This is a genomic window from Bradyrhizobium sp. LTSP857, from assembly GCF_000938285.1.
Lineage (GTDB): Bacteria > Pseudomonadota > Alphaproteobacteria > Rhizobiales > Xanthobacteraceae > Bradyrhizobium.
This window is the reverse complement of the sequence record NZ_JYMS01000027.1, coordinates 1-17,178: the sequence shown is the minus strand read 5'-3', so window position 1 is coordinate 17,178 and position 17,178 is coordinate 1. Positions and strand designations below refer to the sequence as shown.

Here is a 17,178-nt window from a genome sequence, read left to right as displayed (position 1 = left end):
ATTTTGCTCGCCGCTTCAGATGCTTCGTCCGATGCAGCGGGCGCCGCGCCGGCAACTGCCGTCTACTGTGCATGGGGTTGTTTTCGACATTTTTGTTGTCCGGTCGCAGGAAGCTACCGTAGAGCGGTGATAGGTTGAACCTGCAGTTCGCGCGGTCCGACCAACAACATCCCGCCAGGTAATCCACGACGATGTTCGACAAAACCTACCGGCAGCGCCTCGAAGCCGATCTTGCACAATGGGAGGCCGATGGCGTAATCGCACCGGCGGCCGTCGCCTCGATCCGCACTGTGCTTCCCCCGCTCTCGCCCGGCATCAACATCGCGGTGGTCGTTGCCATCGTCGGCGGCCTCTTGATCGCAGCCGCTTTCCTTGCCTTCGTCGCGGCGCACTGGACCGAGATCGCGCGGCTGCTGCGGTTCGCGATCCTGATCGCCGGCATGGTCGTTGCCGGCGGCCTCGGGGCCTGGTTTGCCAGCACCAGCCGGGCGGTTCTTGCCGATCTCTGCGCAAGCATCGGCGCGATTATCTTCGGCGTCGGCATCGCGCTGGTCGGCCAGATGTATCATCTGGGCGACGACTTTGCCGGCGGCATGCTGCTGTGGTCGATCGGTGCATTTGTGGCGGCGCTGCTGACCGGCTCGCGCGGTGCTCTTGCGGTCGGTCTCGTGGCGGCCTGCATCTGGACCTGCATGCGCAGCTATGATGCGCCGGACGCGCTGCATCTTCCGTTCGTGGCGGTCTGGCTCCTCGCCGCCGGCCTCGCGCTCGCGTGGAATTCGCGCGCGGCCGCCCACCTCGTTGCAATTGCCGCGCTTCCCTGGTGGATCGCGACGGCGCTTCGCTTCGACTTCGATGGGGTACAGCCGTCATTCGTGCTCGCGAACGGTGCGGCGTTGCTGTTCGGTGCCGGGCTCGCGATCGCCGCGGCGCCGTCGCCAAGGGCGTTGCGCCTTGGGGCTGTTCTGTCGATCTACGGGGCGTTTTCGCTGGCCGTCGTCGCTGTCCTGGAAGTGATCACGGTCGACGACATCATCCGCTTCCGGACCGGCACTGCGCCAGCTCAACCGCTTTGGGCGATGTTGTGCGGCATTGCCGGCGTGGTCCTCGCTTTCGTGTCCGCCAAGCTCACGAACCGCGCGGGTGAAGCCGTCGCAGGATGTGCGATTGGGCTCGTCCTGCTCGCGGCGCCGATCTGGCCGGCATCCGCGGCCGGCGAGCCCTGGTTCGCCTACGCTGCTCTTCTCTGCGCCATGCTGTGCCTCGTCGTCTCCGGCATGCTCGATTCGGTGCGTCCGCGGATCGTCGCCGGCTGGCTCGGCATCGCCGGTGTCATCGCGGGCATCACCTGGGCGGTGAAGGGCTCGCTGCTGCGCCGCTCGGCCTTCCTTGCGGTGGCCGGAATCATCACCGTCGTGTTTGCAACCGCACTCAATCGCGCGCTGCCGAGGTCTGAGCGATGATCGAACTGGTCGCATCCGCCACAAAACTCTGGCAGCGCATTCCGAAAGCCGTGCTGTTCGGTGTCGCCATTCTGGTTCAATGCGTGGCTCTGGTCCTGATGGTCGCCGATCGCATGCAGATCCTGCGCGAAGGCCGTGAGGTGACCTTGCAGACGCAGCCGGTCGATCCCCGCGATCTCCTGCGCGGCGATTACGTCGTGCTCCGCTACGACATCTCGCAACTCGCAGCAGGCGCGCTCGCCGGCCAGCCGGCCGCGGTGCGCAGCCCGATCGTGTTCGTCAAGCTCGCGCCCAATGCCAACGGCCTTTACGAGGCGGTCTCGGTGCATGCCGAAGCTGTGCCGGTCACGGCGCCCGAAGTGCTGATCCGCGGACGCCTCGCCAATTACGGCGGCACGTCCTGCGGCACGGACCGGCGCGCCTTCTGCGACAAGCTCACGATACAATACGGTCTCGAAAGCTATTTCGTCCCCGAAGGCGAAGGCAAGAAGCTGGAGCAAGCCCGCAACCAGCAAAAGCTGCGCGTCGTCGCCGCCGTGCTGCCGTCAGGGCGCGCTGCCATCAAACGGCTGCTGCTCGATGGCCAACCGGTGTATGAGGAGCCGTGGTACTAGCGGGTCATTCGGGCCGCGCTTTCAACGCCCGCCGCAGCACGTCCCACATCGGCGGATCATTCATGTGCGCCACGTTGAACCGCATGAAGTCCGGTGCGGTCTGTGACACGCTGAAGACGTTACCCGGCGCGAGCACGACATCCTCGCTCAGCGCGGCGCGCGCAACCTGCGTCGCATCCTGTTCGCCGGCCAGCCGACACCAAAGGAAAAATCCGCCGCGCGGCGTCAGCCATGGCTCGATGCCCAACGCCCCGAGCTTCCGCGCCACGTCGCGCCGTGCGCGCGTGAGCCTGTGCCTCAGCTCGTCCATGTGCTTGCGATAGCTGCCGCCGGCCAGCACCTTGGCGATGATCTCTGTCGCAACCGGGCTCGCACCGCCAAAGCTGGTTGCGATCTGGAGGTCGACGAGATGTTCGATCCAGTCGGCGCGCGCGGCAATGTAGCCGCAGCGCACCGAGGCCGAGAGCGTCTTGGAGAAGCTGCCGATGCGGATCACACGGTTCAGCCCGTCGAGCGCGGCGAGGCGCGGCGAGCGTTCCGGCTCGAAATCGCCAAAAATATCGTCCTCGATGATGGTGAGGTCGTGTGCGGCGGCAGCGGTCAAAAGCCGGTGCGCGGTCGGCAGCGAGAGCGTCGCGCCGGTTGGATTGTGGAGTGCGGAATTGGTGATGTAGAGCCGTGGCCGCTCACTGGCGAGGATCGCTTCGAAGCGGGTGACGTCGGGGCCCGATGGTGTGTAGGGTACACTGATGATCTTCACCTGGTGCGCCCGCAACAGCGCACGGAAATTGAAGTAGCAGGGATCGTCGACCAGCACCGTATCGCCGGGGCGGAGCAGGAAGCGGCAGACGAGGTCGGTTGCCTGCGTGCCCGAGCCCGTCAGCATGAGCTGGTTGATCGACGCCTCGATCGCGTCCTCGGCAAGGCGCGTGAGCAGGAGCCGGCGCAATGCGAGGGAGCCGGATGTCGAGCCGTAATTGGTCAACACGCTCGCCTCACTGCGTCCGAGCGCACGAACGGCGCGACGCAGAGCCTCCTCGGGCATCCAGTCCGGCGGCAGCCAGCCGCATCCCGGTTTTGGCACGGCGGCGTCGGTGTCGAGCGATTGCCGCGAGACCCAAAACGGATCGACCGCTGGATCGCGGCGCGGTTCGACCTCGGTGAGCGCAAGCGGCGGGGTGACGGTCGGCGACACATAGAAGCCGGAGCCGCGCCGCGCCCGGATCAGGCCTTCGGCGGCGAGGCGGTCATAGGCTTCAACGACAGTCGAAGGCGAAACGCCCATCGTCGTGGCAAGGCTGCGGATCGACGGCAGGCGGTCGCCGGCACTGAGCGCGCGGCCAGCGACCTTGCTGCGGATCGCGCGCATCACATCCGCGGTTCGCATTCCGCCGCGACCCCTCGTTTGCGCTTCGCTGTCCAAAGTGTATGACCTTCCATATCCATACAGATTTGCCAGATTGTATTGGATTGTCGCTGGTTTCGCCACTGGGGAAGACCGAGGATCGCGGTCCAAAAAAGGTAAGTCGGAATGCAAACTGCGGGCAGCGGCTGGGGCAACGGGCTTCTCGGCGTCATCATCTTCAGCGGCTCGCTGCCGGCAACGCGCGTGGCGGTCGGCGGCTTCTCCGCGTTGTTCCTGACATCGGCGCGCGCGGTCATTGCCGCGCTGATAGGTGTGGCCGTGCTCGCCCTGCTCCGACAGGTGCGGCCGGAGCGCAAGGATCTCGCCTCGCTCGCCATCGTCTCGCTCGGCGTCGTCGTCGGCTTTCCCCTGCTGACGGCGCTGGCGCTCCAGCACATCACCTCGGCGCATTCGATCGTCTTCATCGGCTTGCTGCCGCTGTCGACCGCGGTCTTCGCCGTGCTGCGCGGCGGCGAGCGGCCGCCGCCGATGTTCTGGCTGTTCGCGGTTCTCGGCAGCGTGACGGTGGTCGGCTTTGCCTTGTCGAACGACGGCACGGCGTCAGTCGCGGGCGATCTCCTGATGGTGGCCGCGATCGTGTTGTGCGGGCTCGGCTATGCCGAGGGTGCCGCGCTGTCGCGCCGGCTTGGCGGCTGGCAGGTGATCTCCTGGGCGCTGCTGCTGGCGCTGCCGTTGATGGTGCCGGTCGCGGTCTGGACCTGGCCTCCGACATGGAGCGGCGTCAGTGCGCCGGCCTGGATCGGGCTCGCCTACGTCTCGATCTTCAGCATGTTCGTCGGCTTCATCTTCTGGTATCGCGGCCTCGCAATCGGCGGCATCGCCCGCGTCGGCCAGCTGCAACAACTCCAGCCGTTCTTCGGCCTCGCGCTCGCCGGCCTCGTTCTGCACGAGCCGGTCGCCTGGAGCATGATCGCCGCGACCGCGCTCGTCGTCGTCTGCGTCTTCTTCGCGCGGCGTTTTGCGTGAGGCAGAGGCTTCCACGGAGTCTAGAGCTTTTTGTTTTGACGCGTTTCTAGTCCGAGGCTTTCAGTTCGTTGATTCGACGGAGTTCAGATGCCGTGCGTCCGGTCTTTCGGCGCAAAAGCGTGCGAAGCGTGGCTGCGTTGACATAGCCGGTTTGCACCGCGATTTCATCCACGCTCAGTTGCGTGGTGCTGAGCAGATATGAGGCTCGCTCGACGCGGAGATCCTGATGGTAGGCCAGAGGCGACCGCCCGAGCACGGCATGGATCTTCCGGGATAGAGTTCGAGCACTGACCCCGACAAACCTTGCGGCGTCTTCCAAAGAGAAGCCGTTCTCGAGGTTGGCCCGGGCCCAACTCTCGAACGCGTGTACAGCTTCATCCGCATGACGCACATGGTCCGGGATCGCATAGGTTGCCTGAGGCGATCGAGGATCCAGCATCAGGTAGCGAGCAGTGACCGCGGCGAGTGACGGGCTGTGTTGACGGATGAACCATAATGCCAGGTCGAAATGTGCGAGGACCGCGCCGGCGGTCACGAGCCGTTCTGTCCGGACCAAAGTCCGATCATTCTCCAATGCAACCTGCGGATAGCGAGAGCGGAAGAAGGAGGCCAGCCACCAACTCGTCGTTGCGCTCTTCCCGTCAAGCAGCCCGGTCTCCGCCAGGACGAACGTGCCGGTGCACGCAGCCGCAATCGTTGCCCCCTGCGCATGCCATGTCCGCAACAGGTTCTTCGCACCGTCGATGTCGGGATTTCGCAGCGCGCGTGTCAGCGCCTCGTCGGTCTTCGCGCCGAGTGCGGGGACGAGAACCAAATCGGGTTTCGAAGACGAAAGCGCTCTCTTGTTCGGAATGGTCAAACCATGCGCTGTCCTTACGCCGCCGCGCCGGACACTCAGCACGGTCGCGCTGAACGAAGCGCCTTCGTTGGGTTCGGCCAACTCGGAAGCTGTGGCCAACGTGTCCTGAAACGCGGCCAATCCGGTATCGAACACGCCATCGATCGCCAATATCACCGTCTTGGTCATGGCAAGAATGATATCAAAATAGTCAATATTGCCAAGCGCCCTCGTCGGCCATTCCCATTAGAAGGCAGCCCGAGTGATCCGTGCCTTCGAGCACGTATCGCGCGAGCAACCTCACCACGAAGGAGACAACCATGGTGAATCTGGGTCTTTATGTTCGTTTGGAAGCGAAGCCGGACAAGGCGACTGCCCTCGAAGAGTTTCTGCGAGGCGCTTTGCCGCTGGCGAAGGCCGAGACGGGCACGCCGGTCTGGTACGCGCTGAAGTTCGGGCCGCGAAGCTTCGCAATATTCGACGCGTTCGCCAGCGATCAGGACCGGGACGCACATCTCAATGGCCCGATTGCGGCCGCGCTGATGGCTCGTGCCGACGAACTCTTGGCAAGTCCGCCGGCAATCGAACGGTGGGACGCGTTGGCAGTGAAGTAGATTTGGGCCTGCGCTTCGGGGCCGGAGGTTTCTCGGTGAGGACCTCTTGCGCCCCGGCGCCTCATTCGTTCCCCGTGATCACCGTCCGCGTCAGCGTGCTTCTGGCAAATTTCTTCAACGGCATCGGCTTGCCGAACAGATAGCCCTGCACGTGGTCGAAACCGAGCTCGTTGACGGCGAGCAGGTCGCCGCGGGTCTCGACGCCTTCGGCGGCGGCGCTGGCGCCGTAGCCCTGCGCGAGCTCGACGATGTGACGGCACACCGTCCGCTTCAGCCGGTCGTTGCCGCAGCCGGTGACGAAGTGCCGGTCGGCCTTCAGCTTGATGAAGGGGATCTTGTCCAGACCCATCAGCTCCGGCCAGTTGGCGCCGAGATTGTCGATCGAGAGCCCGATATTGTGGAAGCGCATTTCGCGCGCGGCTTCGGTGAGGAATGCGAGATCGTGGATGGCCTCTTCGCTGGCGATCTCGATCGTCAGTCCGCCGAAGGCCGGATGCGTCGGCACGCGGCGGCAAAGATCGCGAACGGCCTGCGGCTCCTTCAGATAGGGCGCGGGAAGATTGATCGACAGATCGACCGCGCTTTGCCGCTCCAGGAGATAGTGCCAGTCCTGCACCGCGCGCTCGATCACGAACTCCGACAGGTTGCGGAAATGCGGATCGTGCGCCTCGGGAATGAAATAGGCCGGCGGCACCACGCCCCAGGTCGGATGTCGCATCCGCACCAGCGCCTCGGCGCCGCAGCGGACCAGCGAGCGCGCGTCGATCTTTGACTGATACCAGAGCTCGAGCCAGCCGGCATGCAGGGCCTCGCCGACATGCACGGCCGGGCTCGGCGCCGGCTCGTCCGGCAGCAGCATCGCGACGCGCTCGCGCAGCGTCTCGGCGGCAAAGGGCGTGGTGAGCGGCGGCAGCATCGCAAGCCCGTATTCCTCGCCGACCTGCTGCACGGCTTTGACAATGATCGACTCGCGGGCACCGACGGCCAGAACCTTGCCGTCGAAGGCCTCGCGCACCAGCGTCTCCAGAAATTGGCCGGGCTCGATGCCGTCGGCGGCCATGCCGAGCAGGATCAGGTCCGGCAGATCAGTGGCGAGCACGGCTTGCAGCTCGTCCGCGCTGCCGCATTCGCTGGTGACGAAGCCGAGATCCTCGAGCACCTCGCTCATGAACGCGCGCAGATGGCGCTTGCCGTCAGCCACGCAAGCGCGCGGCATCATCTTCCGTCGTCCGAAGGTTTTGGGCCTCCGTCCGACGAGCTCACCAATCCCATCGTCCATCGCAAACCACTCCCGTTCCGTGACGGTGTGATAGCGGCGCGGGGGGCTGCAAATATGGAGAGCTTCAGCGCGAATGTTGAATTGTCCGGGTAACGTTAAAGCCGCCATCATTTGTAAAATTGTTCGGATTGTCTTTGAGAAGTTTTCATGTTTGTCGGCGATTGGCGCGCAGCAGCACGACATTGTCTGAGATTTCCGGGACGACGCCGGCCGTGCGTGAGCGCAGCCGGTGTCCTGCAATTGGACGAAGCTGCGCGCGCTTCGCCCAAATCAATAACGCCGGTATCAGTTGGCCGTCGCCTTTTCGTGTTCGGCGATCCCGACCGCCTTATAATCATAGGTCGGATAGAACTCGGTGCGGTACGGACCCCACGCCGTATCCTCGATGATGCGGTTGACCTCGCGCAGCCGCGAGGCCGGCAGCCGCAGCGTGATCACCTGGCCGATGCCCATCATCACGTACCAGCTTACGACCTCCACGCCCGCCGGCGGGAAGGCTTTACGAAAACCCTGCTTGTCGAGCTGCGCATTCAGCTCGTTGAGCGGACGCGACTGGTCGTGCTTGAAGAAGACGGTGAGCAGGACGGCGTTATCGGCGGTCGGCGCGGTATTGCCAGGAGGCGGCGCGGTCTGCGCCATCGTCGTCGATGTCAGCACACAAGCGCCCACCAGCCACGCCATCGTCGTCAACGTCAGTCGGATCGATCTCATCGCGAATTTCCTTCCATCGCAGCATGCGATGATTGGAGAATAGGTGCGACACGCCCGGTCCATGAATTCATTTTCGCGCGATGCGCGCATGTTCAGGCCTCGCTCGTGACAGTGATGCGACAACTCGCCAGGGTGCTGGGGAGGTGGGTGTGAAGCACTTCACATGCGTATTGCTGCACCTGCGCTATTGATCCGAGCAGCCGGTGGTGGGCTGTCGAGGATCGCAGCTATGACGACGCGGCGGTTGATGTATTGGTGGTTCAGGTTCGTGCTGTCAGGGCGATTTCTCGATCGCTTCCTGAGCCTGCCGCGTACGCCTGAGTAGCGCGGATCAGGTCGCCCCGATCAACTTGCGAAACGCCGCCGCGCCGTCCTCAATCGCGTCGCGTCCCTTCCAGGCCAGATAGCTCAGCTTGCCGCCCAGCGTGTCGTGACTGCGCAGCCGGCGCGAGCCGAGGATATGACCGACATTGGAAGGGAAGCGGCTGACCTCGGCCGACACCAGCGCCGCGATTGCGTCCATCAATTGCTGGAGCCGGACGCCCCATTCGCATTGCTCGATGCCGTCGATACGAACCTTGAGCGCATATTCGGTGTCGTAGACCTCGGTGAGCAGGTCGCGCGCGACCAGCACGCGGTTGTTCCGGAGCGCGATGCGCAGCGAGAGGCGCTTGTCGTCGAGCCGGTCGAGCACCATGTGGACGACGCAGGCGTAAGGCGCAGCGGCGACGTCGGCCGCGCTCTTGCTCGCGGCTGCCTTGGTGGCGAGGCGCGCCAACTCCCAGGACGTCTTCAGGCGCCTGGCCACCAGCGCCAGCGCGAAGGGCAGCGCATCGGGATAGGCCTTCTTGAAGGCGTCGAGCTGCGCGGTGATCTGGGCGACCTGGCCGTCGTCGAATTTCGCGATCTTCTCGGGCAGCTTCGCGTTGAACTTCGGCAGCGCGTCGCCGGCGCGCAGCACATGCAGCATCTTCCTCACGTCGTCGAAGGCGGTGCGCGAGGCCGTGTATTGCGCGAGCTTGGCGCGCGCGAACTCGGTGCTCTCGGCCGAGGCGAGGGTGTTCTCGAGGACCTTGACGACCTTGACCTGAAAGGTCGACGCGATCTTCAGCACTTCCTTCGGGTTGTTGGCGGTGACCTGGTCGTTGATCGCCTTGATATAGTCGCGCGCCATGGTCGGCAGCAGGTCGCGGCAGATCCACTCCCAGATCGGCGTGAGCGTGTTGCGCGAGATCCGCCCCATATTGGCGTGCTCGGGCGCGCCGTCGATCAAGAGCAGCTCAAGCGGCGCGAAGAAATAGCGTGAGGGATTGGTGGCGCGCGCCTGGGTCGATCCGTCCTTGCGGAACTCGGCGCGCAGCGTGGTCTGGACGCTGGTTGAGCCGGGCATGTCGATGCCGCACAGCTCGAGCCGCTCGAGCTCGCTGAGCAGACAGCTGCGCGACAGCGGCGTCAGCTTCTGCAAGAACTCCGATAGCTGATCGATCTCGTTCATGGCACGCAATCTTCCGCAACGAATCCCGCAGGCCTATCGGCCCAATGCGTGGAGGCATTTGCGCGCTCTCAAGTGGGACACAGAGAAGCAAGTCGCCGTTAATATATCCGTAAAATCCGGGGTTCTGGAGATCCGGTGTGGCGGCGATCGTTAAGACGGCTCTGCCCATCTGCTTGTGAATTAAGCAGGTTTATCAACCTCTGCATGGTCGGGGATGTCTTCGCGCAAGCATAAATTGTGCCGATGCCGATGTTTCAGCACAAAGCTGCCAAAATGACCGTAGTCTTACGGAGCAAAAAGTTAACCATAGATCGCCCCAAGTTCCGCTAAACGAGTCACATGGGGTCACACAACGATACGGCCACTGATTCGCGGCCGTCGGAATGGTACGAAAGCAGCGCTTCTCCACCTGAAGAGCTCGATTTCGTCCGACTGAATGCCGCCCGCGCCAAGGCCGCCGACGAGATGGCTGCCGCCATCGCCCGCGAGCTCAATGGTCCCCTGACCGCACTCCTGCTCTACATGGGCGAGATCAAGCATCACAGCGATCAGCTCGCGCCGGTGTTGGGTGACCGCGCCTATTTGCAGCGGGTGGTCGAGAACGCGCTGGCGCAGACCGAGCGCGTCTGCGGCCTGGTCAAGCGGCTTGCCGGTCCTCACAAGGGCGACTTGCCCACGCCGTCCACGACCGAGGATGCCGAGTTGAAGGCCGGCCGCGCACCGCAGACGCCGCGTGTGGCGAGCCCCGAGTTCTCCAGCCTGTCGGGCAAGCGGCTGACCAAGCGTGAGCGTGAGGTGCTGAGGCTGATCAGCGAGGGCTATTCGAACAAGCAGGGTGCGCTGCGGATGCAGATCAGCCCACGCACTTTTGAGAGCCATCGGGCTGAGGCGATGCGCAAGCTCGGTGCACGCAACACCGCGGACCTCGTCCGCGCAGCGCTGCTGCATTCGATCGATTGAGGCTGTTGTGTTGCGCCGCCGGGCGGCTGGCGCGGCGAAGGCTAGATCTCGCTCAAAAATAATCTTCGGCGAAGGGGCGCGCGCGCGAGGTGGGCCGCAGGACCTTCGGCTCTTCCTTCGGAGCATTCGGGATGATCGTGATGACCCAGCGCGGCGGCATGCTCGATTCCTGCTCCAGCACCGAACGCACGAAACCGGTCACCGTCGACTCGCCCGCTTTCACGGTCGCCATCCGGCCGTTGAACTGAGCGATGCGGAAGCGACGGACTTCTTTCTGGTCCGCAGTCTCATAGGTGAACATAGAAACCCTCCTGGTTTCCGGCGACTATCGCCACCTATGATTAGTCTTATATGAAAATCGTAAACCGTATAAGTACGGCGGAATGCACGCGGGGGTGGTCAGTCCTGCGGTTCCTGCTCGCGCGCAGCGGCGTAGGCCGCATCCATCCGCTCCAGAAGATCGCAAAATTCGGCATCTCCAAGCGTGTCCGCGGTTCTCTCCAACTGCTGCGCCAGCGTCGCGAGCCGGAGATAGCCGAACGTCCTGGCGGCGCTCTTCAGCGAATGCGCCTCGCGCCCAATCTTGCTGCGATGCTGGCCGAGGTCGAGCGTTCGGAACAGTTTGAGCCGCGCACTTGTGTCGCTCCAGAATACGGCTCGGACCTCGCCGGCACCGTCCTCGCCGATCTCGCGCACGAGCGCGTCGAACGCACCAGGCTCGCGCAGCGGCTCGAGCTCGAGCAGCGGATCAATATCGAGCGTGCTCTGCGCAGGCGCGAAAGTGGCTTCAAACATGGCTCGGTCCCGGTCCCCAGTACGCATCGCGGGCCCTTGGGTCGCGATGCGCCGGGATATCTACTCCCGTTCCGATTTCGGTTCCGGTAGCGAGACGCGCGGTGTTTGCGGACGGCCGTCAACGGTTGGTTTACCACGTCCCGCTCTGCGCGGAGAGCGTCGTGCTTCGTCAAGACCCGAGCAGCCTGTCGTACTGGGCCTTCACCGTAGCGTAGCATTCGCACGCGGTCTGGCGCAGCCCATCCAAATTGAGGATCTGAATGTGCCCGCGGCTGTAGTGGATGAAATTGGCCTGCTGCAAGGTATTGGCGACCAGCGACACGCTGTTGCGCCGCGCCCCGATCATCTGCGCCATGGCCTCCTGGGTTAGCAGCAGCCGGTAGTCGCCCGACAAATCATGGGTGTGCAGCAGGCAGCGCGATAGTCGCGATTCCACGGGATGGGCGGCATTGCAGCCCGCGGTCTGCTGGACCTGGGCGTAGACCGCGAGCCCGTGGCGTGTCAGCAGCGTCCGCAGGGTGGTGCTCTGTTCGGCCGCGCCGCGCAACCGGTCGAGGTCCATCACCGATGCAGCGCCGGGAACCAGTACGACTGCCGTGTTCAGTGCGCAGGCATCGCCCATGGTCGAGAGCGTGCCGAGCAGGCTGTCGCGACCGATCATGGCGACCTGCACATGCTCGCCCTTGGCGAGCGTCACGACCAGCGAGATCACGCCGCGGTGGGGGAAGTAGGCGCGCCTGAGCGTCTCGCCGGTCTCGACCAGCACCGCGTCGTGCGGCAGGTCGACCGTGCGCAGATGTGCACGGATCAATTCATAATCGTCTGCCGACAGCGCCGACAGGAAACCGTTGGATGGACGCACCATCGTTTCCAAAGCCGCCTCCCGTCTCCCCAGCCGGTGAACGTTCCTCAGCGAATTTACTATTCCTCGCACGGGTAAGTTCCATCATCTTCCCGTCGGGATATATTGGCAATTGGTCAATTGTTCACAGGCGCGGCCCGGCAATCAGTCGATACCGCCTTGTGCGCACGCCGGAATGCAGTCGTTGGCGTTGGGCTGGCGTCATCGCGGGGCCTCTAACAGTCGCACGTGATGGGCCTTCACCGCGGAATAGCAGTCGCAGGACGCTGTTTCCAGCGCGCGCAAATCGGTGATCTCGATCTGGCCCCGGCTGTAGCGAATGATGCCGGATCATCAGGCTGCGGAACTGTACGCTGGCCGCGGCGACTGCCATCCTGATGAGATGGGGACGCAGCCGAGCGAAATCTGCCGCATCAAGTATTTGCAGCAGCTGGTTGGGCGGTCGGTAGCTCGCGGTCATGCAGGATCAATCCAGCGCGGTCTCGGATCGTGCGTTCGACATCCAGTTGCACGGTTGTATAATGCTACCGCAACGGGTGTGTTGTTGTCCATATACCCGTTGGAGGGCAGACAGCCTGCCTCATTTGCGGCGGAAATAAGAACTGCGTGCTGATTCGCGCACGCGCTTGGTCGCCAGTCTCGCGTCGCCAGTCGGGAAGAACCGGCAAGGGGGCCTTATGAGCCGGAAACTGGTCGACGGCAGACCTTGTGTCCACGATGCCATCGGACATTCGTCGATCCGCGCAGCCTTGCTTGTCCGCCAACTCATTTCAGCCGTCAGCGATTGCTTCGAGTCATTGCGTGGCGTGGCCGCAGATCTTGCGTTCATCCCGTCCGCCTTCTGCACCAGGCCAACCGCGCGCGCGGCCATCACCATTTCGATTCAAGCCAGAGGAGAAAGGCGTGCCCCACGGTTCAATTGTTGAATCGCCGAAGCGGGAAACTCAAACGGGGACGGAAAATCTGAACCATATTCTCGTTGTCGACGACGACCCGATGGTATGCATGGCCATCGAGATCTATCTCCAGCGGAACAATCTTCGGGTGACGATCGCCGAAGGCGGAGAAGCAGGACTTCGCGCGCTCGAACACGAACAGTTCGATCTGATGATGATCGATATCTTCATGCCGCATATGCGCGGCTTCGAATCGATCCGGATCTTCCACGAGCGCGCGCCTGCCATTCCGCTGATCGCGATGTCGGGCTACGCCTTTGCAAATCTGAACTCGCCCGCGCCGGATTTCCTGAGGATGGCGCTCGAGCTCGGCGCGGCGCGCTGTCTGCGCAAGCCGTTCACGCCGGATGCGTTGCTCGCCGCCATCAGGGATTGCCTCGCGGAGCATCGTGCTGCTGCGGCGCGGCTGGGTTAGCGCGGTATTGACCGCGCCGCTCGCGGGGTAAGCGTCCGTTTACCGCAAGTGCAGGGATTTCGGATTTCAGCGGAAGATCAACGGGCGGTCGCGCACGCGATTCCGATTGCGAGTGATTTGGTTCAATTCGCGCGGCCCGTGCATATCGTCCCTTGCCGGCAGGATTTTTTTGCGCAGGTCGTGACGCTGTTATCGGCGCGTTTACCTGTCGTGTCTCCCGCCTGAAGCGCGGCGCTGGATCTGCCGAAAAACGCAGCTGCATGCAGCCGAACGGCAAACTTCTCTTCAATATCCGTATTAGCACGGAGGCTGAAATTAACGGGACCGTGAAATGGGATGTCTAACGATCTAGGAGCGGGCTTCCGTTGATTCCACGTGCGGCTCAGGCGTCGAAGTCCAGATCAGTAAGGCGTACCCCATGGATGATCTGTTGCGGGAGTTTTTGACGGAGACCAGCGAGAGCCTGGACACCGTCGACAATCAGCTGGTGAAGTTCGAGCAGGATCCGAACAACGCCAAGATCCTGGATAACATCTTCCGCCTGGTCCACACCATCAAGGGTACGTGCGGCTTCCTCGGGCTGCCGCGGCTTGAAGCGCTGGCGCATGCCGGCGAGACGCTGATGAGCAAATTCCGTGACGGCATGCCGGTGACGGCCGGCGCGGTGACGGTGATCCTGGCCTCGATCGACCGCATCAAGGAAATCCTGGCCGGGCTGGAAGCGACCGAAGCCGAGCCCGAGGGCACCGACCGCGATCTCATCGACAAGCTGGAAGCGATGGTCGAGCAGGGCACGGCGGCAATGTCAGCGTCGGCGCAGCCGATCGCGTCCGCGTCCGCTGCTGCGGCTCCCGTCGCTGAAGCCCCGCCGCTGGTGCCGGAAGCCCCGGTTGCGCCCGCACCCGCAAAAGAAATGACCCAGGGCGCGCTGATCGACCAGACCCTGGAGCGTCCGTTGCGTCCGGGCGAAGTGTCGCTCGACGATCTCGAGCGCGCCTTCCGCGAGACCGCGATCGAAGCGCCGGCGCCCGTTGCCAAGGCTGAGCCTGTCGCTGAGGCTCCGGCGCCTGTCGCCGCCAAGGAAGCCGCAAAAGAGACCAAGGCGCCCAAGGAAAAGGTCGCGCCGAAGAAGTCGATGGCTGAAGAGGGCGCCTCCGAAGGCGACCGCATCGCCAACCAGTCGATCCGCGTCAACGTGGATACGCTGGAGCACCTGATGACCATGGTCTCCGAGCTGGTGCTGACCCGCAACCAGCTGCTCGAGATCTCCCGCCGCAACGAGGACACCGAGTTCAAGGTGCCGTTGCAGCGGCTGTCCAACGTCACCGCCGAGCTGCAGGAAGGCGTCATGAAGACGCGCATGCAGCCGATCGGCAACGCCTGGCAGAAGCTGCCCCGTATCGTCCGCGATCTCTCGAGCGAACTCGGCAAGCAGATCGAGCTGGAGATGCACGGCGCCGACACCGAGCTCGACCGCCAGGTGCTCGACCTGATCAAGGACCCGCTCACCCACATGGTGCGCAACTCCGCCGATCATGGCCTTGAGACCCCGGCCGAGCGCCTCGCGGGCGGCAAGGGCGAGCAGGGCACCATCCGGCTGTCCGCCTATCACGAGGGCGGCCACATCATCATCTGCATCGCCGACAACGGCCGCGGGCTGAACACCGACAAGATCAAGGCCAAGGCGATCTCCTCCGGTCTCGCCACCGAGGCTGAGCTCGAGAAGATGTCGGAAGCCCAGATCCACAAGTTCATCTTCGCGCCGGGCTTCTCGACCGCGGCCGCCATCACCTCGGTCTCCGGCCGTGGCGTCGGCATGGACGTGGTCCGCACCAATATCGACCAGATCGGCGGCACCATCGACATCAAGTCGGTGGCCGGTGAAGGCTCCTCCGTCACCATCAAGATCCCGCTGACGCTCGCGATTGTCTCCGCCCTGATCGTGGAAGCCGCCGGCGACCGTTTTGCGATTCCCCAGCTCGCGGTCGTCGAGCTGGTCCGTGCCCGCGCCAACTCCGAGCATCGCATCGAGCGCATCAAGGACACCGCGGTCCTTAGGCTCCGCAACAAGCTGTTGCCGCTGATCCACCTCAAGAAGCTGCTCAAGATCGACGACGGCGCGGCCTCCGATCCCGAGAACGGCTTCATCGTGGTGACGCAAGTCGGCAGCCAGACCTTTGGCATCGTGGTCGACGGCGTGTTCCACACCGAAGAAATCGTGGTCAAGCCGATGTCGACCAAGCTGCGCCACATCGACATGTTCTCGGGCAATACGATCCTGGGCGATGGCGCGGTCATCATGATCATCGACCCCAACGGCATTGCCAAGGCGCTCGGCGCCTCCGGCTCCTCGGCCCAAGGCATGGCTGATGAAGCCGCCGCGCATCATTCGAGCTCCGGCGAGCAGACCACCTCGCTGCTGGTGTTCCGCGCCGGCTCCAGCCAGCCCAAGGCGGTCCCGCTCGGGCTCGTCACACGCCTGGAAGAGCTGCCCGCGGACAAGATCGAGTTCAGTAACGGCCGCTACATGGTGCAGTACCGCGAGCAGCTGATGCCGCTCGTCGCCATGGAGAGCGTCACCATCGCCTCGCAGGGCGCCCAGCCGATCCTGGTGTTCTCCGATGACGGCCGCTCCATGGGCCTCGTCGTCGACGAGATCATCGACATCGTCGAGGAACGGCTCAACATCGAGGTCGGCGGCTCCAGCCAGGGCATTCTGGGCTCGGCCGTGATCAAGGGCCAGGCCACCGAAGTGATCGACGTCGGCCACTTCCTGCCGATGGCGTTCTCCGACTGGTTCACCCGCAAGGAGATGAAGCCGTCGCTGCACTCGCAGTCGGTGCTGCTGGTCGACGACAGCGCGTTCTTCCGCAACATGCTGGCGCCGGTGCTGAAGGCCGCGGGCTACCGCGTCCGCACCGCGCCGACCGCGCAGGAGGGCCTGGCCGCGCTGCGCGCGCAGACCTTCGACGTGGTCCTGACCGACATCGAGATGCCCGATATGAACGGGTTCGAGTTCGCCGAAGTGATCCGCTCCGACAGCAATCTGGGCTCGATGCCGATCATCGGCCTGTCGGCGCTGGTGTCGCCGGCGGCGATCGAGCGCGGCCGTCAGGCCGGCTTCCACGACTATGTCGCCAAGTTCGACCGTCCCGGCCTGATCGCGGCGCTGAAGGAACAGACCGCGGGTGCCGCCGGCGCCTCCGAGCTGAGCCGGGCGGCGGCGTGAGAGCATGATCCGGAAAAGTGTGAAGCGGTTTTCCCTCGCGACAAACGCGGAACGCGTTTGTGCGGAGATCATGCTCAAACAAAGAGTCACGGATCAGGAGACGCAAAGATGAGCAAGAAGATGCAGACGGGCGAAGGCGCCATGGTCGAATACGTCACCGCGATGATCGGTGGCCAGCTGTTCGGCCTGCCGATCTCCCGGGTCCAGGACGTGTTCATGCCGGAGCGCGTCACCCGCGTTCCCTTGTCCTCGCGCGAGATCGCGGGCGTGTTGAACCTGCGCGGCCGCATCGTCACCGTGGTCGACATGCGCGCCCGGCTCGGCCTGCCCAAGCCCGAGGACGGCAAGGTGCCGATGGCGGTCGGCGTTGATCTCCGCGGTGAATCCTATGGCCTGCTGATCGACCAGATCGGCGAGGTCCTGCGTCTGTCCGAGGACGGCAAGGAAGAAAACCCCGTCAACCTCGACCCCCGCATGGCCAAGCTCGCCGGCGGTGTCCACCGCCTCGACGGCCAGCTCATGGTCGTCCTCGACGTCGATCGCGTGCTCGAACTC

General features: G+C 64.0%; 16 protein-coding genes. 8 read left to right on the top strand and 8 right to left on the bottom strand.

The window, feature by feature from the left end; genetic code table 11:
• Positions 1-191: 191 nt before the first annotated feature.
• Both UP06_RS17480 and UP06_RS17475 read left to right on the top strand, forming a co-directional pair.
• Entirely contained in the window at positions 192-1,463 is a 1,272-nt protein-coding gene (locus UP06_RS17480; RefSeq protein WP_045004308.1) for a DUF2157 domain-containing protein, read from the top strand.
• Positions 1,460-2,077, top strand: a complete 618-nt coding sequence (locus UP06_RS17475) for a GDYXXLXY domain-containing protein (RefSeq protein WP_045004306.1) — start codon at positions 1,460-1,462, stop codon at positions 2,075-2,077. Before UP06_RS17480 ends, UP06_RS17475 begins: the two co-directional genes overlap by 4 nt.
• A gap of 4 nt (positions 2,078-2,081) precedes the next feature.
• Here the strand turns inward: UP06_RS17475 and UP06_RS17470 are convergent, their stop codons facing one another.
• Positions 2,082-3,464: an aminotransferase-like domain-containing protein gene (locus tag UP06_RS17470; RefSeq protein WP_502691566.1), complete on the bottom strand. Its 1,383-nt coding sequence runs from the start codon at positions 3,462-3,464 to the stop codon at positions 2,082-2,084.
• A 144-nt stretch (positions 3,465-3,608) separates the two neighbouring features.
• Here UP06_RS17470 and UP06_RS17465 point away from each other — a divergent pair, with 144 nt between their 5' ends.
• Entirely contained in the window at positions 3,609-4,469 is an 861-nt protein-coding gene (locus UP06_RS17465; RefSeq protein ID WP_045004303.1) for a DMT family transporter, read from the top strand.
• Between the two features lie 46 nt (positions 4,470-4,515).
• On the opposite strand, the gene UP06_RS17460 is transcribed toward UP06_RS17465, so the two are convergent.
• Positions 4,516-5,496 carry a GlxA family transcriptional regulator gene (locus tag UP06_RS17460; RefSeq protein WP_045004300.1) on the bottom strand — a complete coding sequence of 327 codons (981 nt, stop codon included), beginning with the start codon at positions 5,494-5,496 and terminating at the stop codon, positions 4,516-4,518.
• Between the two features lie 131 nt (positions 5,497-5,627).
• Here UP06_RS17460 and UP06_RS17455 point away from each other — a divergent pair, with 131 nt between their 5' ends.
• The gene (locus UP06_RS17455; protein WP_045004298.1) at positions 5,628-5,921 is read left to right on the top strand and encodes a putative quinol monooxygenase; all 294 of its coding nucleotides are present in this window, start codon (positions 5,628-5,630) and stop codon (positions 5,919-5,921) included.
• 61 nt (positions 5,922-5,982) lie between these two features.
• On the opposite strand, the gene UP06_RS17450 is transcribed toward UP06_RS17455, so the two are convergent.
• The 3 genes from UP06_RS17450 to UP06_RS17440 form a co-directional block, all read right to left on the bottom strand.
• Entirely contained in the window at positions 5,983-7,200 is a 1,218-nt protein-coding gene (locus tag UP06_RS17450) for an EAL domain-containing response regulator (RefSeq protein ID WP_045004295.1), read from the bottom strand.
• Between the two features lie 285 nt (positions 7,201-7,485).
• Positions 7,486-7,911, bottom strand: coding sequence for a hypothetical protein (locus tag UP06_RS17445; RefSeq protein WP_045004294.1), 426 nt, complete (start codon positions 7,909-7,911; stop codon positions 7,486-7,488).
• Between the two features lie 331 nt (positions 7,912-8,242).
• Positions 8,243-9,406 carry a hypothetical protein gene (locus UP06_RS17440; RefSeq protein WP_045004293.1) on the bottom strand — a complete coding sequence of 388 codons (1,164 nt, stop codon included), beginning with the start codon at positions 9,404-9,406 and terminating at the stop codon, positions 8,243-8,245.
• Positions 9,407-9,745: 339 nt separating this feature from the next.
• Here UP06_RS17440 and UP06_RS17435 point away from each other — a divergent pair, with 339 nt between their 5' ends.
• Entirely contained in the window at positions 9,746-10,366 is a 621-nt protein-coding gene (locus UP06_RS17435; protein ID WP_045004292.1) for a response regulator transcription factor, read from the top strand.
• 52 nt (positions 10,367-10,418) lie between these two features.
• Here UP06_RS17435 and UP06_RS17430 read toward each other — a convergent pair whose 3' ends face one another.
• From UP06_RS17430 to UP06_RS17420, 3 genes are all read right to left on the bottom strand, one after another.
• Entirely contained in the window at positions 10,419-10,667 is a 249-nt protein-coding gene (locus UP06_RS17430) for a hypothetical protein (RefSeq protein ID WP_045004291.1), read from the bottom strand.
• A 98-nt stretch (positions 10,668-10,765) separates the two neighbouring features.
• Positions 10,766-11,161 (bottom strand): Hpt domain-containing protein, encoded by a 396-nt coding sequence (locus UP06_RS17425; protein WP_045004289.1) that lies wholly within the window; start codon positions 11,159-11,161, stop codon positions 10,766-10,768.
• Positions 11,162-11,330: 169 nt separating this feature from the next.
• A complete protein-coding gene (locus UP06_RS17420) occupies positions 11,331-12,026 on the bottom strand; it encodes a Crp/Fnr family transcriptional regulator (RefSeq protein WP_197087302.1) in 696 nt (231 codons plus the stop codon).
• 960 nt (positions 12,027-12,986) lie between these two features.
• Between UP06_RS17420 and UP06_RS17415 the strand changes: the two genes are divergently transcribed.
• From UP06_RS17415 to UP06_RS17405, 3 genes are all read left to right on the top strand, one after another.
• The gene (locus UP06_RS17415) at positions 12,987-13,394 is read left to right on the top strand and encodes a response regulator (RefSeq protein ID WP_197087318.1); all 408 of its coding nucleotides are present in this window, start codon (positions 12,987-12,989) and stop codon (positions 13,392-13,394) included.
• 418 nt (positions 13,395-13,812) lie between these two features.
• Positions 13,813-16,623 carry a hybrid sensor histidine kinase/response regulator gene (locus tag UP06_RS17410; RefSeq protein ID WP_045004284.1) on the top strand — a complete coding sequence of 937 codons (2,811 nt, stop codon included), beginning with the start codon at positions 13,813-13,815 and terminating at the stop codon, positions 16,621-16,623.
• 108 nt (positions 16,624-16,731) lie between these two features.
• On the top strand, positions 16,732-17,178 hold a 447-nt coding region (locus UP06_RS17405; protein ID WP_045003240.1), incomplete at its 3' end, for a chemotaxis protein CheW.